General features: G+C 71.4%; 23 protein-coding genes. 10 read left to right on the top strand and 13 right to left on the bottom strand.

The annotated features are described in order from the left end of the window. The first annotated feature begins 100 nt into the window (after positions 1 to 100). Positions 101 to 1540, top strand: a complete 1440-nt coding sequence (locus FK219_RS05165; RefSeq protein ID WP_152582322.1) for an NAD(P)H-quinone dehydrogenase — start codon at positions 101 to 103, stop codon at positions 1538 to 1540. 36 nt (positions 1541 to 1576) lie between these two features. Here FK219_RS05165 and FK219_RS05170 read toward each other — a convergent pair whose 3' ends face one another. Together FK219_RS05170 and FK219_RS05175 are read right to left on the bottom strand one after the other, a co-directional pair. Further along, positions 1577 to 3355 carry an acetyl/propionyl/methylcrotonyl-CoA carboxylase subunit alpha gene (locus FK219_RS05170; protein ID WP_152582323.1) on the bottom strand — a complete coding sequence of 593 codons (1779 nt, stop codon included), beginning with the start codon at positions 3353 to 3355 and terminating at the stop codon, positions 1577 to 1579. A gap of 98 nt (positions 3356 to 3453) precedes the next feature. Beyond that, complete coding sequence (locus FK219_RS05175) at positions 3454 to 4113, bottom strand: Maf family protein (RefSeq protein ID WP_152582324.1); 660 nt, start codon at positions 4111 to 4113, stop codon at positions 3454 to 3456. Positions 4114 to 4239: 126 nt separating this feature from the next. Between FK219_RS05175 and FK219_RS05180 the strand changes: the two genes are divergently transcribed. The 4 genes from FK219_RS05180 (at position 4240) to FK219_RS05195 (ending at position 8708) form a co-directional block, all read left to right on the top strand. Further along, complete coding sequence (locus FK219_RS05180) at positions 4240 to 5469, top strand: class I SAM-dependent RNA methyltransferase (RefSeq protein WP_152582325.1); 1230 nt, start codon at positions 4240 to 4242, stop codon at positions 5467 to 5469. A gap of 155 nt (positions 5470 to 5624) precedes the next feature. Further along, positions 5625 to 6302, top strand: coding sequence for a response regulator transcription factor (locus tag FK219_RS05185; RefSeq protein ID WP_224744453.1), 678 nt, complete (start codon positions 5625 to 5627; stop codon positions 6300 to 6302). Then, positions 6289 to 7572: a sensor histidine kinase gene (locus FK219_RS05190; RefSeq protein ID WP_179872478.1), complete on the top strand. Its 1284-nt coding sequence runs from the start codon at positions 6289 to 6291 to the stop codon at positions 7570 to 7572. Before FK219_RS05185 ends, FK219_RS05190 begins: the two co-directional genes overlap by 14 nt. After that, positions 7569 to 8708 (top strand): hypothetical protein, encoded by a 1140-nt coding sequence (locus FK219_RS05195; protein ID WP_152582327.1) that lies wholly within the window; start codon positions 7569 to 7571, stop codon positions 8706 to 8708. The genes FK219_RS05190 and FK219_RS05195 overlap by 4 nt, the downstream gene beginning before the upstream one ends. 477 nt (positions 8709 to 9185) lie before the next feature. Here the strand turns inward: FK219_RS05195 and FK219_RS13640 are convergent, their stop codons facing one another. The 9 genes from FK219_RS13640 to FK219_RS05240 all read right to left on the bottom strand — a co-directional run bounded on the left by FK219_RS13640 (position 9186) and on the right by FK219_RS05240 (position 19094). After that, the gene (locus tag FK219_RS13640; protein ID WP_152582328.1) at positions 9186 to 9443 is read right to left on the bottom strand and encodes an acyl-CoA carboxylase subunit epsilon; all 258 of its coding nucleotides are present in this window, start codon (positions 9441 to 9443) and stop codon (positions 9186 to 9188) included. Next, on the bottom strand, positions 9440 to 11044 hold the full coding sequence (locus FK219_RS05205) for an acyl-CoA carboxylase subunit beta (protein ID WP_152582329.1): 1605 nt from the start codon (positions 11042 to 11044) through the stop codon (positions 9440 to 9442). The genes FK219_RS13640 and FK219_RS05205 overlap by 4 nt, the downstream gene beginning before the upstream one ends. A gap of 126 nt (positions 11045 to 11170) precedes the next feature. Beyond that, the gene (locus tag FK219_RS05210) at positions 11171 to 13447 is read right to left on the bottom strand and encodes an acyltransferase family protein (RefSeq protein WP_152582330.1); all 2277 of its coding nucleotides are present in this window, start codon (positions 13445 to 13447) and stop codon (positions 11171 to 11173) included. A gap of 42 nt (positions 13448 to 13489) precedes the next feature. After that, positions 13490 to 14407, bottom strand: coding sequence for a DMT family transporter (locus FK219_RS05215; RefSeq protein WP_152582331.1), 918 nt, complete (start codon positions 14405 to 14407; stop codon positions 13490 to 13492). After that, positions 14404 to 15312: an energy-coupling factor ABC transporter ATP-binding protein gene (locus FK219_RS05220; protein ID WP_210416777.1), complete on the bottom strand. Its 909-nt coding sequence runs from the start codon at positions 15310 to 15312 to the stop codon at positions 14404 to 14406. Before FK219_RS05220 ends, FK219_RS05215 begins: the two co-directional genes overlap by 4 nt. Then, the gene (locus FK219_RS05225; RefSeq protein ID WP_210416778.1) at positions 15309 to 16217 is read right to left on the bottom strand and encodes an energy-coupling factor ABC transporter ATP-binding protein; all 909 of its coding nucleotides are present in this window, start codon (positions 16215 to 16217) and stop codon (positions 15309 to 15311) included. Before FK219_RS05225 ends, FK219_RS05220 begins: the two co-directional genes overlap by 4 nt. Continuing rightward, positions 16214 to 16996 (bottom strand): energy-coupling factor transporter transmembrane component T family protein, encoded by a 783-nt coding sequence (locus FK219_RS05230; RefSeq protein WP_152582332.1) that lies wholly within the window; start codon positions 16994 to 16996, stop codon positions 16214 to 16216. The genes FK219_RS05225 and FK219_RS05230 overlap by 4 nt, the downstream gene beginning before the upstream one ends. A 57-nt stretch (positions 16997 to 17053) precedes the next feature. Then, on the bottom strand, positions 17054 to 17887 hold the full coding sequence (locus FK219_RS05235) for a histidine kinase (protein ID WP_152582333.1): 834 nt from the start codon (positions 17885 to 17887) through the stop codon (positions 17054 to 17056). A 70-nt stretch (positions 17888 to 17957) separates the two neighbouring features. After that, on the bottom strand, positions 17958 to 19094 hold the full coding sequence (locus FK219_RS05240; RefSeq protein WP_152582334.1) for a nucleoside hydrolase: 1137 nt from the start codon (positions 19092 to 19094) through the stop codon (positions 17958 to 17960). Between the two features lie 328 nt (positions 19095 to 19422). Here FK219_RS05240 and FK219_RS05245 point away from each other — a divergent pair, with 328 nt between their 5' ends. From FK219_RS05245 to FK219_RS05255, 3 genes are all read left to right on the top strand, one after another. Continuing rightward, positions 19423 to 20364, top strand: coding sequence for a biotin--[acetyl-CoA-carboxylase] ligase (locus FK219_RS05245; protein WP_152582335.1), 942 nt, complete (start codon positions 19423 to 19425; stop codon positions 20362 to 20364). Between the two features lie 3 nt (positions 20365 to 20367). Further along, positions 20368 to 20925, top strand: coding sequence for a PH domain-containing protein (locus tag FK219_RS05250; RefSeq protein ID WP_168212497.1), 558 nt, complete (start codon positions 20368 to 20370; stop codon positions 20923 to 20925). A gap of 190 nt (positions 20926 to 21115) precedes the next feature. Continuing rightward, entirely contained in the window at positions 21116 to 22411 is a 1296-nt protein-coding gene (locus FK219_RS05255; RefSeq protein ID WP_152582336.1) for a UDP-glucose dehydrogenase family protein, read from the top strand. Between the two features lie 30 nt (positions 22412 to 22441). Here FK219_RS05255 and FK219_RS05260 read toward each other — a convergent pair whose 3' ends face one another. Continuing rightward, the gene (locus tag FK219_RS05260; protein WP_152582337.1) at positions 22442 to 22906 is read right to left on the bottom strand and encodes a GtrA family protein; all 465 of its coding nucleotides are present in this window, start codon (positions 22904 to 22906) and stop codon (positions 22442 to 22444) included. Positions 22907 to 22985: 79 nt separating this feature from the next. Between FK219_RS05260 and FK219_RS05265 the strand changes: the two genes are divergently transcribed. Then, the gene (locus tag FK219_RS05265) at positions 22986 to 24092 is read left to right on the top strand and encodes a 5-(carboxyamino)imidazole ribonucleotide synthase (RefSeq protein ID WP_152582338.1); all 1107 of its coding nucleotides are present in this window, start codon (positions 22986 to 22988) and stop codon (positions 24090 to 24092) included. A 56-nt stretch (positions 24093 to 24148) separates the two neighbouring features. Here FK219_RS05265 and FK219_RS05270 read toward each other — a convergent pair whose 3' ends face one another. Beyond that, the gene (locus tag FK219_RS05270; RefSeq protein WP_165638059.1) at positions 24149 to 25654 is read right to left on the bottom strand and encodes an HNH endonuclease signature motif containing protein; all 1506 of its coding nucleotides are present in this window, start codon (positions 25652 to 25654) and stop codon (positions 24149 to 24151) included. A 341-nt stretch (positions 25655 to 25995) separates the two neighbouring features. Between FK219_RS05270 and purE the strand changes: the two genes are divergently transcribed. After that, positions 25996 to 26631: a 5-(carboxyamino)imidazole ribonucleotide mutase gene (gene purE, locus FK219_RS05280; protein ID WP_328821609.1), complete on the top strand. Its 636-nt coding sequence runs from the start codon at positions 25996 to 25998 to the stop codon at positions 26629 to 26631. Positions 26632 to 26638 lie beyond the last annotated feature (7 nt).

Below are 26638 nucleotides of genomic sequence, written 5' to 3' on the forward strand. Positions count from 1 at the left end.
GGTAGTGATGCGCGGGTGAGCGGGGCTGTGCTCAGTCGCGCGCGTTCGCGCAGGCGGTGCTGAACGAGAGACGCCGGATGCTCGGTGCCACAATGGAGCAATGGCTACTTCCTTCGACCGCACGCAGCGCATCGTCGTCCTGGGCGGGGGCCCCGGCGGCTACGAGGCGGCCCTCACGGGCGCGCAGCTCGGCGCCGACGTCACCCTCATCGAGCGCGTCGGCGTCGGAGGCGCCGCCGTGCTCACCGACGTCGTCCCCTCCAAGACGCTCATTGCCACGGCCGACGCCGCCACCGCGATCTCCGACGCCACCGACCTGGGCGTGCAGTTCTTCGCGCGCGGCGAGTCGGGCCGCGCGTCCAAGCCCGAGGTCGCCGTCAACCTCACGCAGGTCAACCAGCGGCTGCTGCGGCTCGCGCAGGACCAGTCCGACGACATGCGCGAGCAGCTGGAGGCCGCGGGCGTGCGCATCATCATCGGCGACGGGCGCCTCGAGGGGCCGCAGCGCGTCGTCGTCTCGGCCGGGAGCGGCAGCAAGCGCAAGGACTTCGACCAGTGCGACGCCGACACCGTCGTCGTCGCCGTCGGGGCGTCACCGCGCGAGCTGCCGACCGCGAAGCCGGATGGCGAGCGCATCCTCACCTGGACTCAGCTCTACGGGCTGCCCGACGTGCCCGAGCACCTCATCGTCGTCGGTTCGGGCGTGACGGGCGCCGAGTTCGCCTCGGCGTACACGGCGCTCGGCGCGAAGGTCACGCTCGTCTCGAGCCGTGACCAGGTCCTGCCGGGGGAGGACGCCGATGCGGCCGCCCTCATCGAGGCGGTGTTCCGCCGCAACGGCATGACGCTGCTCGCCAACTCGCGCGCCCAGTCGGTCGTCAACACGGGCGAGGGCGTCACCGTGACGCTCACCGACGGCGAGACGCTCGAGGCCTCGCACGTGCTCATGGCCGTCGGCTCGGTGCCCAACACGGCTGGCATCGGCCTGGAGGAGGCGGGCGTGCAACTCACCGACTCGGGGCACGTGAAGGTCAACCGGGTGGCGCGCACCTCCATGCCGAGCGTGTACGCGGTCGGCGACTGCTCCGACTCGCTGCCGCTCGCCTCGGTCGCGTCGATGCAGGGCCGCACGGCGGTGTACCACGCGATGGGTGACGCGGTCACGCCGATCAAGCTGCGGAACGTGACATCCAACATCTTCACGTCGCCCGAGATCGCGACCGTGGGGTTCTCGCAGAAGCAGATCGAGGACGGCGAGACGCGCGGCATCGTGCACAAGCTCATGCTCGAGACGAACCCGCGCGCGAAGATGCAGGGCGTCACCGACGGCTTCATCAAGCTGATCGCCGCGAAGACCTCGGGCACCGTCATCGGCGGGGTCGTGGTGGGCCCGCGGGCCTCCGAGCTCATCCTGCCGATCGCCCTCGCGGTCGAGCACCGGCTCACGGTGGACCAGCTCGCGCGCGCCTACAGCGTGTACCCCTCCCTCTCGGGCGGCATCACGGATGCTGCGCGCGCGATGCACGTCGCCCGCGAGTAGCGCACTCCGCGCTGCGGGGTGGCTCGGCGCGGCGGCCTACGCGTCGGCGATGGTGAGCAGCACGTGCCCGCCCGCGACGGTCTCGCCGACCGAGACGCCGATCGAGCTGACCGTGCCGTCCTTGTGCGCGGTCATCGGCTGCTCCATCTTCATAGCCTCGAGCACGACCACGAGGTCGCCCGCCACCACGTGGTCCCCTTCCGTCACGGCGAGCTTCACGACGGTCGCCTGCATGGGGCTCGCGACGGCGTCGCCGCCGGCGGCCGCCGCCACGCCGACGCCCGTGCGGCGCTTGGGCGGTGCCGCGAGGGCGGTCGCGGTGCGGGATGCTCCGCTCGGCATGAGCGTCTCCGGCAGTGACACTTCCAGCCGCTTGCCGCCGACCTCGACGACCACGGTGTGCCGCGGTGCGGGCTCGGCGGTCGGCTCGGCGAGCGAGCCGCTCCAGGGCTCGAGCTGGTTGTCGAACTCCGTCTCGATCCAGCGCGTGAAGACGGTGAACGGGGCGCCGTCGGCGGGCGCGAAGGCCGGGTCGTCGACGATCGCGCGGTGGAAGGGCAGCACGGTGGGCAGGCCGGCCACCTCGAACTCGGCGAGGGCCCTGCGGGAGCGCTCGAGGGCATCCTCACGCGTCTTGCCGGTGACGATGAGCTTGGCGAGCAGCGAGTCGAACGCGCCCGAGATGACGTCGCCGGTCGTGACACCCGAGTCGACGCGCACTCCGGGGCCGCCGGGGAAGCGCAGGGCGTGCACGGGGCCCGGCATGGGCATGAAGTTCAGCCCGGGGTCCTCCCCGTTGATGCGGAACTCGATTGAGTGCCCGCGGGCGACGGGGTCGTCGTAGCCGATCTCCTCACCTTCGGCGAGGCGGAACTGCTCGCGCACGAGGTCGATGCCCGTGACCTCCTCCGAGACGGGGTGCTCCACCTGGAGGCGCGTGTTGACCTCGAGGAACGAGACGGTACCGTCGGAGCCGATGAGGAACTCGCACGTGCCGGCACCGAGGTAGCCGACCTCGCGCAGGATCGCCTTCGACGACGAGTACAGCAACGACGTCTGCTCCTCGGTGAGGAACGGCGCGGGCGCCTCCTCGACGAGCTTCTGGTGGCGGCGCTGCAGGGAGCAGTCGCGCGTGGAGATGACGACGACGTTCCCGTGCGCGTCGGCGAGGCACTGGGTCTCGACGTGGCGCGGCTTGTCGAGGTACTTCTCGACGAAGCACTCCCCGCGGCCGAAGGCTGCGACGGCCTCGCGGGTGGCCGAGTCGAACTGCTCGGCGACCTCCTCGCGCGTGCGGGCGACCTTGAGGCCGCGGCCGCCGCCTCCGAACGCGGCCTTGATGGCGACGGGCAGGCCGTGCTCGTCGACGAACGCGAGCACCTCATCGGCGCCGCTCACGGGGTTGAGCGTGCCGGGCGCCAGGGGCGCACCGACTTTCTCGGCGATGTGCCGCGCGCTCACCTTGTCGCCGAGCTTCTCGATCGCCTCGGGGCTGGGCCCGATCCAGATGAGCCCGGCGTCGATGACGGCGCGCGCGAAGTCGGCGTTCTCGGCGAGGAAGCCGTAGCCGGGGTGCACGGCGTCGGCGCCCGAGCGGCGGGCGACGCTGAGGATCTTGTCGACGACGAGGTACGTCTCGGCGCTCGTCGACCCGCCGAGGGCGTACGCCTCGTCGGCGAGGCGCACGTGCCGGGCATCCCGATCCTGGTCGGCGTAGACGGCGACCGTGCCGAGACCGGCGTCGCGGGCGGCGCGGATGACGCGGACGGCGATTTCGCCGCGATTGGCGATGAGAACCTTGCTGATGCGGGCCATGATCCCTCAGCCTATTGCCGGGCGGGGCGCCGCGGTTTGGGCATGGTCCACAAAAGGATGCGCGAGCACTTGGCGACTACGCTGCGCGAGTCGACGGCTCAGCGGTTCCAGAGCTCCGTCCAGCGCCCGCCGAGCTCGTGCACGAGTCGGCGCAGCAGGGGGATCGACAGCCCGACCACCGTGTGCGGGTCGCCCTCGATGCGGTCGATGAATCCGGCCCCGCGCGCGTCGATCGTGAACGCTCCGGCGACTTTCAGCGGCTCGCCGGTAGCGATGTAGGCGTCGATCTCGTACGTCTCGATGTCGTCGGCGAAGTGCACGACGGCACGGGATGCTCGGCCCACCGCCGCACGCACCGCACCGCCGCGGTGGTCGATGAGCCAGTGGCCCGAGTGCAGCACCCCGCTGCGCCCGCGCTGCTGCAGCCACCGCTCGCGGGCGATGTGCGGCTCGTGGGGCTTGCCGTAGATGGTGCCGTCGAGCTCGAAGGCCGAGTCGCCGCCGAAGAGGAAGCCGTCGAGGTCGACCGGTTCGAGGCCGGCGGCGGCGAGCACCTCGGGATCGAGGACGGCCTCGCACTTGAGCCGGGCGAGCAGCTGCACGAGCTCGGCTGGCTCGAGGGCGCGGCCCGTGCGCGCCTCCGCCTCGGCCACGGCGGCCTCCTCGTCGACGCCCGGTGCGATCGCGACGGGCTCGATACCCGCAGCGCGGAGGGTGGCGAGGCGGGCCGGGGAGGTGGAGGCGAGGTACAGGCGCACCCTGCCGATGCTACGCACCTGGGCGAACCCTCACACTCGATCGCCCCCGAGTTGCGCTGGCCTCGTAGGCTGGTGGGATTGGCTGAACAGCGTGGATCGAGAAGCGCAGCGTGGGTGAGGAGCACTGTGGGAGAGAATGCAGGCCGTGACGTCGAGCTGACGCTCGAGCGCATGGCGCACGGCGGTGTCGCCGTCGGGCGCCTCGATGGCCGCGTCGTGTTCGTGAGCGACGCGATCCCGGGCGAGACGGTTCGAGCGCGCATCAGCGACGACCGCAAGAAGAGCTTCTGGCGCGCCGACACGGTGGAGGTGCTCGAGCCGAGCGAGCATCGTCGACCCCACGTGTGGAGCGCGGCCGGCATCGAGAACCCGCCGGGTCGCCGTGCGGGCGGCGCCGAGTTCGGCCACATCGCACTCGCTCATCAGCGCGAGCTCAAGCGCGGCATCCTCGTCGAGGCCCTGCAGCGCATGGCCGGCCTCGAGGTCGATGTCGAGGTGGAGGCTCTGCCCGGGGACGACGATCGTGGCGGTCTCGGCTGGCGCACGCGCATCCGCCTGCACGTGGACGAGGAGGGCCGGTTGGGGCCCATGGCGGCGCGCTCGCACACGGTGATCCCGGTGACGGATGCTCCGCTCGCGACCGACGCGGTGCAGGCCGCGACGCCGTTCGAGGAGCGCTTCTCGGGGTTCGACACCGTCGATGTGCTCGTGCCGAACGGCTCGGACGCGCGGCTCGTCATCGGCGAGCAGAAGCCGACGGTCATCCACGAGCGCGTCGGTGACCGTTCCTTCGCGCTCGACGACACCGGGTTCTGGCAGGTGCACCGCGAGGCTCCGGCGACGCTCACGCGCGCCGTGCAGGACGCCGTGGACGTCGAGCTGTTCGACCCTCGGGCGGGGAACCTCGACCTGTACGGCGGGGTGGGTCTGCTCGCAGCGGCGGTCGCCGACCGTTTCGGCCCCTCGACGCGCATCACGAGCGTCGAGGCCGACCCGCGCGCGACCGATCACGCCTCGGAGAACCTCGCCGAGTGGCTGGGTGCCGGCGCCGAGTCGGGCCGCGTCGACCGCTGGCTGCGGGCGCTGCAGGAGCGCACCGCGGGAGACCGTTCGCCGCTCGACGGCGCGACTGTCGTGCTCGACCCGCCGCGGTCGGGTGCGGGTGTCGACGTCATGGCCGCTCTCGGTCGGCTGGCTCCCGCGCAACTCGTGTACGTGGCGTGCGATCCGGTGGCGCTCGCACGGGATGTCGCTCTCGCCGAGGCGCACGGCTACCGGCTGGCGCGCATCCGGGCCTTCGATCTGTTCCCGCACACGCACCACGTCGAGGCTGTCGCGACGCTCATTCGGGACTGATTCGGTTTCATCATTCTTGCGCGGTGTTCGCCCTTCGGGCGCGCCGTGCCCCGAGGGAGGCGGCCCCCTGCCGCTACGATGAAGGCAGCAGAGCACCCGATCGTCCCCCACCGGAGTGCGCTGAGCACTGATCCCGACAGAAGATGGGCAGATACGTGGTTGCCGAGACCGAGAGCGCAGTGCGCGTCGCCGTCGTCGACGACCACGAATCGGTGCGCCTCGGGCTGCAGGCGGCGTTCACGAATGCAGGCTTCGACTTCGTGCTCTCGGCGGCGACCGTTCCCGAGTTCGTCGAGAACCTCGACGGTCGCGAGGTCGACGTGGTCGTCCTCGACCTCTCCCTCGGCGACGGCTCGAGCGTGACCGACAACGTCAAGTCGGTGCAGGCCACCGGCTCGGCCGTGCTCGTGCACTCCATCGCCGATCGCGTCGCGAGCGTGCGCGAGGCGCTCGCCGCGGGTGCGGCCGGCGTGATCCCCAAGTCGTCGGCGACCCGCGCGGTCATCGCCGCGGCGGAGACGGTCGCGCGCGGCGAAGTGCTCAACAACCTCGAGTGGGCGAGCGCGATCGATGCCGACCGCGACTTCGCGAAGGCGCAGCTCGGGCGGCGCGAGCGCGAGATCCTGCACCTCTACGCCTCCGGGCTGCCGCTCAAGCTCGCCGCCCAGCAGCTCGGTATCGGCTACTCGACGGCTCGCGAGTACCTCGACCGTATTCGGGCGAAGTACGTCGAGGTCGGCCGTCCGGCGCCGACGAAGGTCGACCTGCTGCGCCGCGCGGTGGAGGACGGCATTCTGCCGGGCCTCGACCCGGACGGTGATGAGTCGGCCTGAGGTCGCTGCCCCGACCGCGCTGAGCGTGTCGAAGCAGCCGCGCAACCCGATCAGTCGCAAGCGCGTCGACACCGTCATCTCGCGATCGGTGGCCTGGTTCGGCATCGTGTTCGGCCTGCAGGCCGTGCCGACCCTGCTCGGCCAGTACTCGCTGGGCCAGCCCCTCTGGTCGGCGATCACGGTCTCCTTGCTGTTCGGCTCCCTCGTCTTCTCGCTCCTGTGCACGACCCTGAAGCGGTTCGTGGTCGGAGCGAACCGCATCGTCGCGGGCGTGTACGTCGTCGCCCTGCTCACCTGGCCCTTCTTCCTCGCCGACCCGGAGGTCGCGCAGCGCGGCGACCACTGGCTGTACCAGCTGACGACGGTGGCGACCGCCGCGGCGGCGATCGGGTTCACGGTCCGCGGCGCCACGATCTACCTGTTCATCGTGCCGACGATCTACGGTGTGATCCGCGCGCTGCCGGAGGGCGGCGGCGGGCCGTGGCAGCTCGGGCTCTTCAACGCGGTCTACGCGATCATCCTCGGTGGGGCCGTGCTCGTGCTCGTGACGATGCTGCGCGCGGCGGCGAGCTCGGTCGACGACGCGCAGGGCATGGCCCTCGACCGCTACTCGCGGGCCGTGCGCCAGCACGCGACGGAGGTGGAGCGCGTGCAGGTCGACTCGATCGTGCATGACAGCGTGCTCACGACCCTGCTCTCGGCGGCTCGGGCCGAGGGGCCGCAGGAGAAGAGGCTCGCGAGCGCCATGGCCTCCAACGCGATGCGCCACCTGCGCGAGGCCGCGCTCGTGACACCCGACGACGGCAGCACGGTGCGATTCCGGTCGCTGTGCGATCGCATCGTCGAGGCTGCGCGCGGCATGCAGTCTCCGTTCTCGATCCGGATGCGCTCCATCGACACGCGCATCATCCCCGCTGCGCAGGCGGAGGCCCTGTACTCGGCCGCCGTGCAGGCGATGGTCAACAGCGTGCAGCACGCCGGCGGGCCGGAGGTGAAGCGCTGGGTGCGCATCAGCGGCGCAGAGGGCGGCATGATCGAGATCGAGATCGGCGACTCGGGTGCCGGGTTCGACCCCTCGGCGGTCGCCGAGGGTCGTCTGGGCGTGCAGCGCTCGATCCTGGCCCGCACGATCAACGCCGGCGGTCACGCGCAGTTGGAGTCCGCACCGGGCAAGGGCACCACGATCCTGCTGACCTGGCCGGTGCTCGTGCCGACCGAGGACGCGACGGCAGATCTCGAGGGCGATCTGCGCGAGGAGGTCGATCGATGAGAATCGGCGTGCCCCGGGCCCTCGTCGTCACGATGGCGGCGCTCTTCTCGGGCTACATCATCGTGCTGGGCCTCTACGCGATCGACATCCCCGCGAATCCGCTGCCGGTCATGATCGCGATGATCCTGTACGCGCTCATGTCGACGGTGAGCCTCCTGCCCTCGGGTCCCTCGCGCATGCCGCACTGGATGGCCGCGAGCAACGTCCTCGTCTGCGTCCTCATGACGCTGCTCGTCACGCCGCAGCTCGACCCGGCTCGCGAGGGCGGGCTCGGCTACTCGACCTGGTACGTGGCGGCGATCGGCACGCTCATGACGATCACGTCGACGCGCCGGCGCCACAGCTACGCCTGGGCGGGCATCGTGGCGCTCGTCGTGCAGACGGTGATCTGGGGCGGCGGAATGGGGGGCGTCGTGCTCCTGCTCGGCACGGGCGCCATCGGCAGCGTGTCGTGGGTCGCCGTGTCGCACATCCTCTCGGTCGCGATGCTCAAGGCGTCGCGCGATGCTGCTCGGTTCGCACAGGCCGAGCGCGAGGCGACCGATTGGCAGGCGGCGCAGGAGGCCCACCTGTACGAGCGGCAGTTCCGGCTGGGCCAGACGGGCACGATGGCCGCGCCCATGCTGCGCATCATCGAGTCGACGGGTGGCGAGCTGACCGACGAGCAGCGTCAGGAGTGCCTCAACCTCGAGGGCGCCATCCGTGACGAGATCCGCGGTCGCAGCCTGCTCAACGATGCGATGCGCCACGAGGTCATGGCGGCGCGGCGGCGCGGTGTGGCGGTCACGCTCTTCGATGAGGGCGGACTCGACGACCTTGACGATCGCTCTCGGGATGCCGTGCTCAACACTCTCGCCGAAGCACTGCGCACGACGAGCGCGCAGCGGGTCATCGCGCGCACGGCTCCCGCCGAGTCCGATATCGCGGTGACGGTGGTCGGGTTGAGCCCCGTGCCGGAGCTCGCAGGGTTGGCCACCGCCGCCGACCGGTACGGCAGTCACGGCTACGACGACGCGGGCTCGGGGTACGAGGACGACGAAGACGACGAAGAGGTCGCGCTCTGGCTCGAGATTCCGCGGTCTCTCTCGGCGGCGCCGGTCTCGGTGCCATCCTCGGCGCCGACGTCCGCCCCGTAGCGCGCTCACGCCGACCGGCGTCGATGCGGGGCGTGGTTCACAGCGCCTTCGTGCGCTGACGCCGCACGCGGGCCCGTTAACGATCGAAGGGCCGGAGTACCCAACTCCGGCCCTTCGCTACGTATCGAGTTAGATCGACAACCCGAATGTCAACCTAACTCGCCCCCCAATCTCTCGCCGCTTACCCGAGCGGCGTGTGATGGGCGGTGTGCTCCATGAGCGACACCTAGCAATAAGTACTCTGCCACTCCTCCTGCCGGAGGACAGTCGTCACTTTGGGGGACACCTAGGGGACAATTTCGCAAGAACGGGGGACAAGAACCCCGGAAAACGGGGGTAGTACGAGGGGTATGTCCGTGAGAACGGGGGACAAACCCCTCGTTCGGGGGGGGGTCAGAGCACCGTGCTCAGGGCTCAGGGCTCAGGGCGCGGGACACAGGGTACGGGGTTCAGGGTGTCGGGCGCACGGTGCGGGGCTCAGCCGCGCATGCGGCGCGAGGCCGCCCAGGCGCCGGGCCCGGGGGCGAGCGGCTGGCGCAGGGCGTGCGCGCGCGACGACCACTGGTCGATGGGCGGCTCCACGCGTTCCACTCCGCGCTCGTGCTGCTCGGCGAGCACGGCGCTGATCACGGCGTGGGCGGCGGCGAGCTCGACCTCGGTCGGGCTACCCGTGAGGACCGTGACGCGGGGCGCCGTCTCGCTCTCGGCCGAGACCGCTGACTCGTCGCCGGTCACAGCGGGATGTTCCCGTGCTTCTTCGCCGGCAGGCTCGCGCGCTTCGTCTTGAGAGCCCGCAGCGCCTTGATGATCGACACGCGAGTGGCGGCAGGCTCGATGATGCCATCCAACTCACCGCGCTCGGCGGCGAGGAACGGGCTCGCCACGTCGTACGTGTACTCGTTCGCGAGCCGTGCGCGCACGGCCGCGACATCCTCACCGGCTGCTTCGGCCGCCTTGATCTCGTTGCGGTACAGGATGTTCACCGCGCCCTGCCCGCCCATGACGGCGATCTCGGCGGTGGGCCAGGCGAGGTTCATGTCGGCTCCGAGCTGCTTGGAGCCCATGACGATGTAGGCGCCGCCATAGGCCTTGCGGGTGATGACGGTGATGAGCGGCACGGTGGCCTCGGCGTAGGCGTAGAGCAGCTTTGCGCCGCGGCGGATGACGCCCTGCCACTCCTGATCGGTGCCGGGCAGGTATCCGGGCACGTCGACGAGGGTGAGCACGGGAATCGAGAAGGCGTCGCAGAAGCGCACGAAGCGGCTGGCCTTCTCGCCCGCGTCGATGTTGAGCGTGCCCGCCATCGCGTTGGGCTGGTTGGCGATGACCCCGACGCTGCGGCCCTCCACGCGAGCGAAGCCCACGACGATGTTGGGGGCGAAGAGGGGCTGCACCTCGAGGAAGGAGCCGTCGTCGACGACGTGGTCGATGATGTCGACGACGTCGTACGGCTGGTTGGGGCTGTCGGGCACCATCGTGTTGAGCCGGCGATCGGCGTCGGTGATCTCGAGCTCGGCCGAGGATTCGTACTGCGGCAGCTCGGCGAGGTTGTTGTCGGGCAGGTAGCTCAGCAGGGCCCGTGCGTAGTCGAAGGCGTCGCTCTCGTCGCTCGCGAGGTAGTGCGAGACGCCGGAGGTGCGGTTGTGGGTGAGCGCGCCGCCCAGCTCCTCCATGCCGACGTCCTCGCCCGTGACGGTCTTGATGACGTCGGGGCCGGTGACGAACATCTGGCTCGTCTTGTCGACCATGATGACGAAGTCGGTGAGAGCGGGGGAGTACACGGCGCCGCCCGCGGCGGGCCCGCAGATGATCGAGATCTGCGGGATCACGCCGCTCGCCGCCGTGTTGCGGCGGAAGATCTCGCCGTACTTGCCGAGCGCGACGACGCCCTCCTGGATGCGCGCTCCGCCCGAGTCGAGAATGCCGATGATGGGCACGCCCGTCTTGAGGGCGAGCTCCATGACCTTGATGATCTTCTCGCCCGCGACTTCGCCGAGCGAGCCGCCGAAGATCGTGAAGTCCTGGCTGTAGACGGCCACCTGGCGACCGTGGATCGTGCCGGTGCCCGTGACGACCGCATCGCCGTACGGTCGCTTGGCGCCCATGCCGAAGGCGTGCGTGCGGTGCCGCACGAACTCGTCGAGCTCGACGAAGCTGCCGTGGTCGAGAAGCGTGTCGATGCGCTCGCGGGCGGTCATCTTGCCCTTGGCGTGCTGCTTCTCGATCGCGGCCTCGCCGCTCGCGGTCACGGCCTCGTGGTAACGCACCTTGAGGTCGGCGATCTTGCCGGCCGTCGTCGACAGGTCGGGGGCGGGGGCGGGGGCAGAGTCGGTCACGATGTCAGCCTATCGACCAGAGGGAGGCGGGAAGGCTTGGCGATATGCCACAAGAATGCGGGGATGCGCTGTCGTGCGTGCATGAGAGGCACCCGACGGCGGCGCGCCGGCCGAGAGTGCGAGCGACTACTGCAGGAGCCCCGCCGCTTGCAGCCGCTCGTCGACGGCCGCCGTGAGGGTCGCCCCATAGGTCGCCGTGAAATGGTCGGCGTCGCGGTAGACGAGCGCACCGCCGATGACCGTCGGGCACACGGTCGGCGTGCAGAACGCGTCGCGCAGGTCGAGGATCACCGCGTCGAGCTCCCGCCCGGCCTCGACCGCCAGGTCGCTGAAGTCCAGTGCGCTCGCGCGCGCGGGCGAGCACGGTAGCGGATTCTCGGGTCGAGCGAGCTGGCACCGCTCGCCGTCGTCGCCGAGAAGAGGCGGCTCGGCGAGCACGACGAGCCGGGAGCCGCGATCGATGAGAGGGCGCCATGCCTCGATGAAGCCGTCGACGCCCGCCTCGGCGGACTCCTCGCCGTCGGCGTCGCGGTAGGTGGCCCCCGTGGAGGCGGCCGTGAGGACGAGGTCGGGGGCATCGCCCTCGGCGAGCCGCGCGGAGACGCCATCGACCCAGCGCAGGCACGCCTCGGTGCGGGCCCTGTTCTGGGCGCTGCCGCGGTCGGCCGTCGAGAAGGCGCAGGCGCCGCGGAAGTAGACGGTGAGGCGCCAGCCCTCGCGCTCGGCGATCGGCTCGAGAGCCGGAAACCAGACGGCGGAGTGCGAGTCGCCGACGAGCACGACGGGGCGCCCGTCGACCGGCCCGAAGGCGCAGTCGAGCACCTCGTCGCTGTCGAGACTCGTGCGGCAGTCGGAGGAGTAGATGATCGCGCGATCCCCGGAGGCGGCTTCGACCGTCGGGGTGAACCCCGTGGCCTCGAGCACACCGTCGCACGCGGGGTTCGTGAGGGCGGGTGCACCGAAGCACTCCGCGGGGCTAAGGGGCGCCTCGGCCGACGGGTCGGGCGCAGCGGGGTCCTGTGACGGCGGGAACCCGAGGCCACGCGTGACCTCGGCCGCATCCCCCGCACCTGCCGCGCGCGCCTGCGCCGTCTGAGCGCCGCCCCAGAGGGCGCCGGCGACGAGCAGGCTCGCGAGACCCCCGATGCCGATCACCCGCAGCGACGGCGCCCGCGATGCGGCACCGAACCGCACGGGGTTCTCGATCCAGCGCGTGCTGAGCCACGCGAGCACGAGCGTGGCCGCAACGATGGCCACCTTCTCGAGCGCCGTCAACGGATGCAGCGTCACCCAGGGCAGCAGCACGATGAGCGGCCAGTGCCACAGGTAGGCGGCGTAGGAGACACCGCCGACCCACTGCACGGGGCGCCATGCGGCGAGCCACGCGATGCCCCGAGGCTGCAAGGGTGTGCCGGCCGCGATGATGAGGAGGGTGCCCGCAACGACGGGCAGGGCGCCGACGCCGGGGAAGGGAGTCTCGGGGCCGTACAGCAGGGTGCTCGCGCCGAGGAGGATCCAACCGGCCCAGCGCGCCGCCGACCGTGCTCGCCCCGCGTTCTCTGCCTGCTCTGCCTGCTGCCGTGCCTGCCCGTCGAGCGGGGAAGCATGTCCCACTCGACCTGGCCCCCGGCGGGTGAGCAGCGCGAGCACCCCGCCGGCGGCGAACTCCCAGACGCGGCCACCCGTGCCGAGGAAGGCGTCGGGCTGCCCCGTGGCGACGGCGAGCGTCGACAGGGCGATGCTGAGCGCGAGCGCTCCAATCACGATGCTGAGCACCACGCCGCGGCGCAGACGCAGCTCTCGTTGCGCGTCCGGCTGCGCGGGCTGAGTTGGCCGAGCGGTCTGGGCGCGTCTTCGGGCGACCGCGGAGACGAGCAGCACGGTGGCGAGCAGCAGGAGGGGCGCGGCCACGTAGAGCTGCTCCTCGATGCTGAGCGACCAGAAGTGCTGCCCGGGCGCGACGGCCTGACCAGCCTGCAGGTAGTCGGCCTCCTGCGCGAGGAGCGCCCAGTTGCCGAGGGCCACGGCGCTCGCCGCGAGCTGGGCGAGCTGCTCGTCCTGCAGGCTGAGGGGCACGACGGCCACGACGGCGGCGCCCGTGCACCCGAGCACGAGCAGCGCCGCAGGAGCCAGCCTCCGCATGCGCCGAGCCCAGAAGTCGGCCAGGTCGAGTCGACCGGTGGAGATGAGCCGATGCCCCAGGTGCCCGAGGATCAGGTACCCCGAGACGACGAAGAACACGTCGACGCCGATGTACCCGCCCGGCATGCGCGCCGGCCAGGCGTGGTACAGGATGACCGCGACGACCGCGAAGGCTCGCAGGGCCTGGATCTCGGGCCGCCAGCGGCGCGCGCGCTGTGCCGGGGCGTCGACGGTCAGCGGTGTCGACGCGGGAGCAGCCATGGTGCTTTCGAGGATACGGCCGCGCGGCCCCGCTGCTTCGCGCTAGGCGGAGGCCGCGATCGTCGAGACCCCGAGGAAGACCATGGCGACGCCCGCGATCTGGATGCGTAGCAGACGCTCCCCGAGCAGCTTCCAGCCGAGCAGCACCGTGACGACCGGGTACAGCGACGCGAGCACCGCGACGACACTCAGCGCGCCGTCCAGACTCGCGAGCGCGAAGGAGAGCTGGGCCGCGTAGCCGAGCACGCCGATCGCCGCCATGCCGACCCAGTCGCGCGCGCGGATGGGCACCGGCAGCAGGGCGGGGCTCGCCGTCTGCCCCGCGTGCAGGCGGGCCGCCGCACCGCGCAGGCGGATGTGCACCCAGATGGAGAACCCGACGAGGTAGAGGCCGAGCACGACGAGCATGTTGACGACGAGCGTCGTGCTGACGCCCTGCACGCTGCCGTAGGCGACCGACACGTTGGCGAGGCCGAAGCCGAACGCCGAGAGCACGGCGAACACGACGGAGAGAAGACGATTGCGGCGGCCCTCCAGCGCTCCGGCGCGCACCTCCGGCCCCGAGGCCAGCACCGTGCCGACGACGGCGACGGCGAGGCCGATGCCGAGCAGCCACGACACCGGGTCCCCGCCGGCGAGACCCACGATGACCGGAACGGCCACGCTGAGCGACGTGATGGGCGCGACGACGCCCATCGTGCCGATCGCGAGGCCGCGGAACAGGCACGAGACGCCGACCGCGGTCGCGGCGCCGCCGATGACGCCCCACAGAATGGCGTCGGAGGCGTTCGGGTCGAAGGGCTCGACGATCAGGCGCGTGCTCAGCGCGATCGCAGCGACGACCTGCGAGACGAGCAGAACGACCATGAGCGGGATGCGCCGCGACAGCACGCCGCCGAGAAAGTCGCTCACGCCGAGGAAGCCGCTCGCGAGCAGCGCGAGCAAGGTGAGCCCGCTCATGCGCTCGACCCGGAGCCGCGCTGCTGAGCCAGCTGGTCGACGAAGGCGCGAGCATCCCGCGGCGTTCCGCTCCAGCCGAGTGCCCGCGCCACCCGCAGCAGCTGCGGGGGTTCGACGGCCGCGGCCTCGAGCGCGGCGACGTCGGCGAAGACCTCCTCGGCCGGGCCGTCGGCGCGCACCTCGCCCTGCGCCATGACGACGACGCGGTCGAAGTTCTCGATGCAGAAGTCCATGTCGTGCGTGATCGCGACGACCGTGCGGCCCTGCGCGATGAGGGAGCCGACGATGGCGGCGATGAGCTGCACGCCCGCGTCGTCCTGACCGGTGGTCGGCTCGTCGAGCACGACGATGGGCGTCTGCATGGCGAGCACCGCGGCGATCGCGATGCGCTTGCGCTCGCTCAGCGACAGGTGGTGGGGGTGCACGTCGGCCTCGTGCGCGAGACCCACGGCCTCGAGCGCGTCGGAGACAGCCCGCTGCGCGCGCTCCTCGTCGAACCCGAGGTTCTTGGGGCCGAAGCCCACGTCGGTCGCGACCGTGCGGGCGAAGATCTGCTCGTCGGGGTTCTGGAAGACGTAGCCCACGCGGTGCGCGAGCTCGGCGATCGACTTCTCCGTCGTCGACCAGTCGCCGATGCGCACCTCGCCCTCCGTCGGCCGCACCATGCCGTTGAGGTGGCGCACGAGGGTCGTCTTGCCTGCGCCGTTTTGGCCGACGATGGCGACGCGTTCGCCGGGGGCGACGTCGAGGTCGACGCCCTGCAGCGCCGTGACGCCGGAGGGGTAGGTGTGCACGAGCCCGCGCACGCTGATCGCGATGTCGCCGGCTGACGATGCATCCGCCGCAGCGCCGGCTGCCGCGCCTGCCGCCGCGCCCGCCGATTCCGCGTGCCCGCTCTCGCTCACGACGCCGCTCCCGTCTGCGTCGAGAACGCCTCGACGGCATCATCGACCCCGATCGGCAGGGCGCGCTCGACGGGCAGCAGCCCGCGCTCGCGTGCGAGTCTCGCCGCTGTCGTGACGCGCGTCTCGCCGACCCCCCAGCTCGTGAGCCGGTCGTCGGCGAGCACCGCGCCGGGGGTGCCGTGCTGCACGATGAGCCCGCCGGCGAGCACGGCGATCGAGTCGCAGTGCTCGTGCAGCAGCTCGGTCTTGTGCTCGATGATGACGACGGTCGTGCCGCCGTCGCTCAGGGTGCTCAGCACGTCGTAGACGAGGCGCGTGCCGGCCGGGTCGAGCTGCGAGGTCGGCTCGTCCATGACGAGCACGGGCGGCTGCATGATGACCATCGAAGCGATCGCGACGAGCTGCATCTGCCCGCCCGAGAGCGCGTACGGCGAGCGGTCGAGCAGCGGCTCCAGGCGCAGGCGCGCGGCCACCTCGTCGACGCGGCGCTCCATCTCGTCGCGCGGCACCGAGCGGTTCTCGAGCCCGAACGCGAGCTCCTCGCGCACGGTGAAGCGTGCGCCCGAGATCTGGTTGAACGGGTTCTGCGTCACGAGCCCCACGGCCGCCGCCGCTTCGGAGAGCGTTCCCTCGGCGAGCACACGGCCGGCGACGCTCGCGGCGCCCCGGTACGTGCCGCCCTCGTTGAGCGGGATGAACCCGGCGATCGTCTTCGCCAGGGTCGTCTTGCCCGCCCCGGATGCGCCGACGATGCCCGTCACTGTTCCGGCATCGATGCGCAGGTCGAGGTTCGCGAGCGTGAAGCGCTCGGCATCCTCGTAGGCGAAGCCGACGCCGCTCAGCTCGATCATGGGCGCATTCGCATTCGCCATCGTCGCCTCCTTAACGCTCTCGCGCTCGGTCACGCGATCACCCCCACGACGACGAGCACGACCACGGCGATCGCACTGAGGAACATCAGCCAGCGAGCCACGCGCTCGCCGACCGGGTCGGGCACGATGATGAGGCTCGTCGGCTTCGGCGTCGCGCCGAACGCGCGCGCCTCCATGGCCGTCGACCGTTCGTCGACGTCGGTGATCATGCCCAGAATGAGGGGCCCCAGCAGGGGCAGCAGGGCGCGCGCCCGCTTGAGGGGGCTGCCGACGATCGCGAGACCCCTGGCCTGCTGGGCGAGCAGGATGCTCTGCGCACGCGCCTGGAAGGCCGGAATGATCTGCAGGCTCGCGCTGATCACGTACGCGATCTTGGGGCTCATGCCCACCTGCGTGAGGGCGCTCATGAGGCGGGCCGGGTCAGTCGTGAGCACGAAGACGAGCGAGCCGAGCACGAGGGCCGTGAGGCGCGAGCCGATGGTGATCGCGAACAGCAGCCCCTCGGTGGTGAGCTGGGCGAGGCCCCACTCCCACAGCACCGTGGAGCCGTCCGGGTAGAACAGGCCCTGGATGAGGAACAGCACCACCAGGAGCGGCAGAAGAAGAATGAGGAACAGGCGCAGCAGCCTGCCGCCGACTCGACCGAGTACGGCGGCAGGCACGATGACGACGGCGACGATCCCCAGGGGAATCCACCAGTGCGGCACCGCGAAGACCGCGAGGATGATCGAGAGCAGAGCCACGAGCTTCGTCACGGGGTTCAGGCGGTGCAGAGCAGAGGTGCGCTCCAGGTAGAGGGTCGTCGTCGTCATCGCTTCGTGCTGTCCTGTCTGGTTATCCCGAAGGGGTCGAGGCCGCCGGTGGGCGGCTCAGGCCTTCGGTGCGGCCGGCTCGGCGGGGGCGACCGGGGTCACCTTGCCGAACACGTTGTACTGCCGCACGAACGGGAACCTGCTGCGCAACCTGCCCGGCAGGGCGAACAGGATCAGCACGACGACCGTGAACGTGATCGTCTTGTCGAGCGGGTCGCTCAGCAGACCCTGCAGCGTCGTCGAGGCGAGCAGCGAGTTGCCGAACGCCTGGAACGCCGCCACGAGAGCACCCGTGCCGCCGCTCGTCGCACCACCGAAGATGAACGCCGCGATGGGAGCCGAGACGAGCGCCGCGACGATGCCCGTCACGAAGCCCGCGACCGGCGCGAGGTAGAACCGGCGGAACATGCCGAGTCGAGCCGCGTAGCCCGCGAGCACACCGATGACGACCGCGGTCACCGCGAAGGGCAGCGCGATCGGTCCGATGGTGAGACCCCAGATGACGTTCGTCAGCGCACCCGTGACCGCGCCGGCGGCGGGGCCGGCGAGCACGCCTACGAGCACCGTGCCGATCGAGTCGAGGTACACCGGCAGGCCGAGGGTCGCCGCGAGCTGACCGACCGCGATGTTGATGACGATCGCGATGGGGATGAGGCTCAGGGTCGCCGTCGGCAGTCGGTGGATCGCCCCGACCGCGATGAGCGCGGCTCCGATGAGGTACCCGGCCAGCGCGATGAGCGCCGAGGTGCCGAGACCGCCCTCGGCCAGCTCGGTCGGCTGGGCGAGGATGAGGTAGAGGTACGTCGCCACGATGACGGCGGCCCCCAACCCGACGAAAATACGGTTGCGCGTGCGGTTGGGATCAACCGCTGCGCTGGTGGTGCTGCTCATGAATGCCTCCTTGCACTCGATGACGTGCGGCGCCATGCCGCGGGGGTGGAAAGGGTGACGGGCGTGGGCCTCACGGCTGCCGCTCACCACCCTCCTCCGCCTCGCCGACGCGCGTCGCCAGGGCGGAGACGCGCTCGATGAGGTGGTCGAAGAACGCCGCGGGGTCGGTGTCGACCACGATCGCGGCGTTGGGGTCGCGGCCCCACAGGCCCGCGAAGTCGGCGATGGTCTGGCCTCGCGCGAGGGTGCCCCCGAGCTCGACGTCGACGGTCGCTGCGCGCAGGGTCGCGAGCTCGGGGTGCAGGGCGACGGCGGCGGCGAACGGGTCGTGCATGTGGGCGAGCCAGCCCTGGTCATGGGTCACGTGGAATTCGAAGTAGAACCGCACCGCGTCGGTGAGGTGCCGCAGCACGGGGTTGCGGGCGCGAGACCGGGAACCGAAGGCGCTGTCGGGCGTGAGCGCAGCATCCTCATCACCGATCTGGTCGGCGATGCGACGCAGATGCTCCGGCTTCATCTCGATGCGTTCGGTCACGTCGAGCGCGCACACGATGGGGCGGCGGTCGGCGGGCAGGCCGCTGAACGCGTCGAACACCATCTTCGCGCTCTCGGGGTCGACGGCGATGTTCCACTCGCTCACGGGCGTCGTGTTGCCGGAGTGGTGGAAGGCGCCGCCCATGATCACGAGGCGCTTAAGCAGGCGGGGCAGCTCCGGCTCGAGGCGCAGGGCGAGCGCGAGGTTCGTGAGCGGGCCGGTCACGAGGCCGACCACCTCACCGGGATGCGCCCGGGCCGTCTCGATCCACACCTCGGTGGCGTGGCGCTCGCTGATCGTGCGCGTCGGCGCGGGCAGCTCGGCATAGCCGATGCCCTGCGGGCCGTGGGTCTCCTCCGTCGTCATGAGCGGGGCGAGCACGGGCACTTCGCTGCCGAGGGCCACTTCGATCTCGGGCGCGTCGCACAGGTCGAGCCACGCGAGGTTGTTGATCGCCACCTGTCGGGCGGGCACGTTGCCGGCCGTGCACGTGATGCCGAGGATCTCGGCTTCGGGGCTCGCGAGCAGGTAGAGCAGGGCGAGCGAGTCGTCGATGCCCGTGTCGACGTCGACGAGCAGAGGGACGGTGGGGCTGGTCGGGAGGGGGGTGCTCGGCGCGGCGGGGGTGGTGCTCGGCACGGTGCTGGGAGGCACGGTGTGCGGTCCTTTCATCGTCGGCGACCGTAAGCGGGGTCGCGGACGATGCTCGACGCGACCTGACGGTTCACCGTGCTGGTCAGCGGGCCGTGCCGGAGCCGTCTGGCTCGGTTGCGGTGCCCGTTGAGGCGGTGAGGGGAGGGTCTCGGCGGCGCGAACCGGTGGTGTGTGTCGCGCGGCGTTGACCTATCCAGTCAAGGAAGCGGCTCCTGTTCGTCGATGAACTCTCGAGGTTCGCACGCGGTCGTGGTCGACGCGGCGGGCCCTCGTGCGGGTAACCATAGCGCCGCCCCGGGGTCGTGTCCAGCGTTCGCTCAGGGTGCGGCGCGCCTAGGCTCGCAGCATGCATCTTCCGCTCAGTGCACGCGTGTGCGACGAGGTGGGGGTCGCCCTCATCTGGCGGGAGGCGAGTGCTTCCACGAACAGCGACCTGGTCTCGCGGGCCGCGCGAGTCGCCTCCGAACTGCGGGATGCACGGCTCGCCGAGCACGCGACCGCCGATTCCGGGCCGCCGCCGACGGCGCTCGCCGACCTCACCGTCCTCGCGACCGACACGCAGACCGCCGGGCGTGGTCGGCTCGACCGCGCGTGGTCGACGCCGCCAGGGACGGCGCTCGCCGTGTCGGTCTTCCTCGCCCACGAGCCGAGCGGGGCGCCCGAGCTCGTAGGCTCCGCGTCCTCGGCACGTGACCCGGCCGCGGCACTCCCACGCGCGACGCTCGACCCGCGCCGTCTCGGCTGGGTGCCCCTGCTCGCCGGGGTCGCGATGGTGCGCGCGGTGCGCAGTCTCGGTGTGACCGGGGGCGGACTGAAGTGGCCCAACGACGTGCTCGTCGACGGACGCAAGCTGTGCGGCATCCTCACCGAGCTCACCCCGACCGGCGTCGTCGTCGGAGCGGGGCTCAACGTGTCGATGACGGCGCAGCAGCTGCCGGTCCCCACGGCGACGTCGCTCGTCATCGAGGGCGTGCCCGAGCACGGTGAGTCGGTTGATGGAGAGGTTGCGTCCCTGCTGGACCGTGCCCTCGCGGCCTACCTGCGCGAGCTCGTGCAGCTCGTGGGTCGCTGGCGTGAGGCGGAGCATCCCGCTGATCTTCGCCCCCTCGTCGAGCAGCACCTGCAGACGCTCGAGTTGGCCGTGCGCGTCGACCTGCCCGGCCAGCCGCCGCTGCGCGGGGTGGCGGTCGGGCTCGACGACGACGGCCGATTGCTCGTGCGCGAGACCGCGACCTCGGGCGTCGTCGCCGTGGCGGCTGGCGACGTGACGCACCTGCGATATGAATAGAGCATGACCGAGCCGGGGCGTGAGCAGGGGCGCGAGCCGGGGCGTGAGCCCGAGCGCGTCGTGGCGCGGTTCCGCCCGCACGCGCGCGTGCTCGTGCTGCCGTCGATCGTGCTCATCGGCGCCGTCGGCGCGGCCACCTACGGCGCGCTCGTGCTCGAGGAGCTCTGGCAGCGTCTCGCAGTCGCCGGGGCCGGCCTGCTCGCGATCGTGCTGCTGTGGATGCTGCCGCTCGTTCGCTGGCTGGGCACCCACTATGTCGTCACGACGCGCCGTATCGCCCTGCGCGGCGGGCTCGCGGTGCGCCTGCGGCAGGAGCTGCTGCACTCGCGCGGATACGACGTCTCGGTACGGCAGTCGGGTCTGCAGCGCATGTTCCGCTCGGGTGACGTGCTCATCAACACGGGCCTCGAACGCCCGGTGATCATGCGGGACGTCCCGCGCGCCGACCTGGTGCAGGATGCTCTGAGCGAGCTCATGGAGGCGAGTACCTCCTCGATCGCGACCGTGCGACGCACGACGGCGGCGCAACCCGTTCTGCGGCGCTCCCGCGAGGGCCGCTGACGGGTCGCGCCCTTCGTTACGCCACGGCCTCCGCCTCCGCACGCGCCTTCCCCTTCCCCGCCGCCCCGCCCCGCCCCGCCCCGCCCCGCCTTCCCTTCTTCGCCGCCCCGCCTCCGCTCCGCCTCCGCACGGTCGCCCGCGTGTCGCCGGCTGTTCGCCCGCGCGTCGACTGCGCCAGTAGAGTCGTCGGGTGCGAATTTCAGTCATCGGATGCGGATACTTGGGCGCGGTTCACGCCGCCTGCATGGCCGAGCTCGGCCACGAAGTCGTCGGAATCGACGTCGATGAGAGCAAGATCGAGAACCTGTCGGCGGGGCGTGCTCCGTTCTTCGAACCGGGTCTCGGCGACCTGCTGTCGCCCGACAATGCGCGCCTGCGGTTCACGACCGACATCGCTGCCGCTGAGCATGCGCGCGTGCACTTCATCGCGGTCGGCACGCCCCAGGTCGCGGGCGGCGTCGCGGCAGACCTGACCTACGTCAACGCGGCGGTCGAGGCCCTTCTGCCGCACATCGGCCCCGGGCACCTCGTCGTCGGCAAGTCCACGGTGCCCGTCGGCACTGCCGCTCGGCTCGCGGAGCTCGTCGCGCCGACCGGGGCGAGCCTCGCGTGGAACCCCGAGTTCCTGCGCGAGGGTTTCGCGGTCTCCGACACGTTGTCCCCCGACCGTCTCGTCTACGGCGTCGACAACCGCGACGACCGTGCGGCCGAGGTGCTCGACGAGATCTACAAGCGCCCGCTCGAGGCGGGAACGCCGCGCATCGTCACCGACTACGCGACCGCTGAGCTCGTGAAGGTCTCGGCGAACGCGTTCCTCGCCACGAAGATCTCGTTCATCAACGCGATGGCGGAGATCGCCGAGGTCACGGGTGCGGATGTCACGACTCTCGCCGACGCGATCGGTTACGACGCCCGCATCGGTCGCCGCTTCCTCAACGCCGGGGTCGGCTTCGGCGGCGGTTGCCTTCCGAAGGACATCCGCGCGTTCCAGGCTCGCGCCGAGGAGCTCGGCGTCGGCCACTCGCTCGCCTTCCTCGCCGACGTCGACGACGTGAACCTGCGCCGCCGTCAGCGCGTCGTCGACCTCGTCACCGAGAACTTGGGGGGCGACCTCACGGGCAAGGCGGTCACCGTGCTCGGCTTGGCGTTCAAGCCCGAGTCGGACGATGTGCGCGACTCGCCCGCCCTGGATGTCGCGCAACGGCTGGCCGATGCGGGCGCGATCGTGCGCGCGACCGACCCGGAGGCGATCGAGACGGCACGTCGCATTCGCCCGCATCTCGACTACGTGGAGAGCATCCAGGAGGCGATCTCAGGTGCGGACGCCGTCGTTGTCGTGACTGAGTGGCACCAGTTCCGTGAGCTCGACCCGGCCGAGGTCGCGGGTTGGGCGCGCGGGCGCGTCGTCGTGGATGGCCGCAACTGCTTGGACGCGTCGGACTGGCGCTCGGCAGGCTGGACCTACGCCGGTCTCGGCCGCCCCTAGCCCAGCCATCCCGGGCACGACCAACCGCGGCTAGGCGGTCTCCTGCTCGGGTGCCGCCGGACGGGGCACCGGGCGGCGCGGGTCGAACACCCACGTGCGGTAGAGCACGAAGCGGAAGGCGCTGCCGAGTGCGAGCCCGATGACGTTCGAGGCCATGTTGTCGGCCAGCAGGCTCGTGTAGCCGAGCACGTAGCGCGAGACGACGAGGCACCCGACGGCGATGAGCAGCCCTCCGACGCTCACGAGTGCGAATTCGAGGCTCTCGCGCATCGCGGGCCGGCGCCGTTCGAGGCGGAAGCTCCAGTAGCGACTGCCGATCCAGTTGACGGCGATCGCCACCGAGGTGGAGACGACTTTCGCGATGACGGGGCCTTCGGCGATGAGCTCGGGGCTGAGCACGGTAAGGCGCAGCAGGTTGAACAGCGCGATGTCGACGATGAGCCCGACGACGCCGACCGCCCCGAATCGGGCGAGTTGGCCCACCAGTATCGGCATCCGGTCTCGTTTCGTACGTCTGCGTGCTCGCGATCGGACAGAATGGGAGGCGAGCGAATTCGCAGTCTAGAGGAGTGCCATGCCCGTCGTCGGCGTCATCGGTGGTGGTCAGCTCGCGCGCATGATGATTCCGCCCGCGGTCGCGCTCGGCGTCGAGGTGCGCGTGCTCGCGGAGGCCGCCGATTCGTCGGCGCGGCTCGCCGCGACTGTTGTGGGCGACTACCGCGACACCGAGACGGTGCTCGCGTTCGCCCGCGGCTGCGACGCGATCACGTTCGACCATGAGCATGTTCCGCAGGAGGTGCTGCGCGCCCTCGTCGATACCGGCGCCGCGGTGCGCCCTGGCCCGGATGCTCTGCTCTACGCGCAGGACAAGCTCGCCATGCGCGCTCGCCTCGCCGAGTTGGGCGTGCCGATGCCCGACTGGGCGCGGGTGTCGTCGGCGGCGGAACTGGGTGCGTTTCTCGACGATCATGGCGGCCGCGCGGTCGTGAAGACTCCCCGCGGCGGCTACGACGGCAAGGGCGTGCGCGTCGTGGACCAGTCGAGTGCGGCGGACGACTGGCTCGCGTCGGGGCCCGTGCTCGCGGAGGAGCTCGTGCCGTTTCGACGCGAGCTCGCCCAACTGGTGGCGCGACGCCCGAGCGGCGAGGTTCGCCCCTGGCCTGTCGTGGAGACGGTGCAGCAGAACGGCGTGTGCGCAGAGGTCTTCGCTCCAGCACCGCACACGACGGAGGCGGTCGAGCGCGCAGCTGCGGAGATCGCGACGACCGTCGCCCACGGCCTCGACGTGACGGGTGTGCTCGCGGTCGAGCTGTTCGAGACCACGAACGGGCGCGTGCTCGTCAACGAGCTGGCGATGCGGCCCCACAACAGCGGGCACTTCTCGATCGAAGGGTCGGTGACGAGTCAGTTCGAGCAGCACGTGCGCGCGGTGCTCGACTGGCCGCTCGGCGAGACGGAGCTGCGAGCCCCGGCGACGGTGATGATCAACGTGTTCGGGGCGCTGCCTGCCGACCAGATCGTGGCGTCGCTCGCGCATCAGCCGAGCGTGAAGGTGCACGCCTACGGCAAGGGGCCGCGCGCGGGCCGCAAGGCGGGCCACGTGACGGCGCTCGGGGAAGACCTCGACGAGACGGTGTACCGGGCGAGGGCGGCCGCGGCGCACTTCGAGTTCGAGGAGTGATCGTCGCGGCGCCATGAGCCCAGGGCAGGATTGCCTGACCGGGGTCGAGTGCGGGATCACACTGCACACACCAATGCTGGCCGCAGGGCTCGACGCAGGGGCTCGCTGCGGCTCGGCAGGTCGAGCGGCGTCTGCCGGGCATCCGCATGGAGCGCATCGGTGGGCGGCGGGATCGCCTCGTAGCGGTCGCCGGGCGGTTCGTCGGGACGCGCGGCTCGTCGCCTGATGCGCCAGCCGTTGTTGTGCACGAGCAGGTGGTGGTGGCGGCACAACAGGATTCCGTCAGCGACATCTGTGCGGCCGTGGTCGCTGTGCCAGGGGTTGATGTGGTGCGCCTCGGTCCATGACGGCGGCCGTTCGCACCCCGCCCACCGGCAACCGCCGTCGCGCGCCGCGAGGGCGATGCGTTGCCGCCGTGTGAAGTGACGTCGAGTGCGGCCGACATCCAGGGGCTGGCCCGTGCCGGAGATCAGAATCGGGGTGTGGGTGCCCGTGCAGAGCATCCGCTCCACGGTGGGGAGCGACAGCGGCGCCGTCTGCCCCTCTACAGTCGCGACGCCCGCCCCGCTGCGGAGGTCGTCGGCGGTGACGAGCACGCGCACGGACGGCGCGCCGGAGCCGAGCAGCTGCGAGGAGTCGGCGTCGGCGCCCGCGACGAGGAGGGCGAGGAACGCGTCGGAGGCATACTGCTCGGGCGAGCGCTCGTCGTCTCGGATGCGCTGAGCGAGTGCTGCGTCGCGCTCGCCGACGAAGGTGGGGCCACCGCGTCGGGGGGACGTCGCGCGGTCGAAGATGTCGGTGACGATGGCCGCCGACTCCGGGTCGAGCAACCATGAGGCGCGGGTCATGCCGTCGGGCAGCCGGTGCAGGCGCAGCGACCGCGCCGATCGACGCTCGGCTTCCCGCTCGGCCACACCCTCAGCGTCGAGCTCATCCCGCAGGTCGCGAGCACGCCGGTACAGGCGATCCGCGTCGAGAGTGGAGGCTTCGGCAAGTAACGCTTCGACGGCCCCACGCAGCACCTCGACCGTCACGGTCGCCGTCGGCTGCCCGAGCCCTGAGCGGATCGCTTGCAGCGCGGCAAGGGAGAGCGCACCGCGGCGCACCGGCGCCACAAGACCCTGCGCCCACGCGGGCAGGGGCGGCATCCCCTCCGGAAGCTCGAGCGCGGCCACACCCAGACCCCGGTCGTCGGCGACACCGCCCCCGCCCGGCCCCGCCGCGCCGGCCGCTTCCGCCCCGAGCAGCAGCACGCCCGCCTGCACGGCATCGCGGGCGTCGCGCTGCGTGCTCCCGGTCGCGACGCGCACGAGCTCGTCGGCAGTGCGGTGACCGCGTCGTTGCGCGAGCCCGGAGTGCGCGAGCGAGGGCGCCGATCGCCGCGCGACTTCGCCGGCGTAGAGCGAGATGCGAGCATCCAGAATGCGGCGCACGGCGGAAGCCTCCGAGAGCGCGGCGACCAGTTCGTCGTCAGGAAGGTCGGCGAGCGACGCGACCGAATCCGGGGCGCCCTCGAGGGCGCTCCGTGCCGCCGAGATGGCGGTGGTGAGGGATTCGGTCATGGCGTCCACTCTTCCGTAGTCGAACATATGTTCTATACAGGGGCGGGCAATCTTGGGACGACTCGTCATGCCAGTCGACTGTGGAGGAGAGGCGGGCACGGAAGCTGGGCACAGGGGAGGGCGCGGACGGCGGGCACAGAGGCGGGCACGGAAGCTGGGCACAGGGGCGGGCACGGACGGTGGGCACAGGGGCGGGCCTGGAGGGAGCGCACAGAGGGCGGGCACTGACGGCGGGCACGGTCGGCAGGAACGGGGTGCGGCACGGCGAGGGTGAGCATCGGCACCGCGGCGCGCGGGCCCCATACCTGACCCGGCGCCCGCCCCGCACCTACGATTGACCCGTGACCACGCCAGACCCCGCAGACGCCACCACCGGCGCCCCCACCACGAGCGCCCCCACCCGCACCACCCCCCTCACCACCCCGCGCGTCGCCGTCGTCATGGGCTCCGACTCCGACTGGCCCGTCATGGAAGCCGCTGCCGAAGCACTCGAGCAGTTCGGCATCGGCTTCGAGGTGCACGTGCTGAGCGCGCACCGCACTCCCGACGCGATGATCGCGTACGGGCGCGCGGCCGCCGGGAAGGGCATCCGGGTCATCATCGCGGGCGCGGGCGGCGCCGCCCACCTGCCGGGCATGATCGCGAGCGTGACGACGCTGCCGGTGATCGGCGTGCCCGTTCCCCTGAAGACCCTCGACGGACTCGACAGCCTGCTGAGCATCGTGCAGATGCCGGCGGGCATTCCGGTGGCGACGGTGTCGATCGGCGGCGGCCGCAACGCGGGCATTCTGGCGGCCCGCATCATCGGATCCCACGACCCGCGCGTGGCGGAGGCGCTCGCCGCGTTCGCTCGCGACCTAGAAACCACGGTCGGCGCGAAGAACGAGGCACTGAAGAGCACGGTAGCCAACCGCACACCCAACACGCCCGCACCGACCACCCCCAGCACCCCCGCACCCAGCACCACGGCCCCCTAGGCGCACC

The sequence above is a fragment of the Microcella pacifica genome (assembly GCF_009371975.2).
Taxonomy (GTDB): domain Bacteria; phylum Actinomycetota; class Actinomycetes; order Actinomycetales; family Microbacteriaceae; genus Microcella; species Microcella pacifica.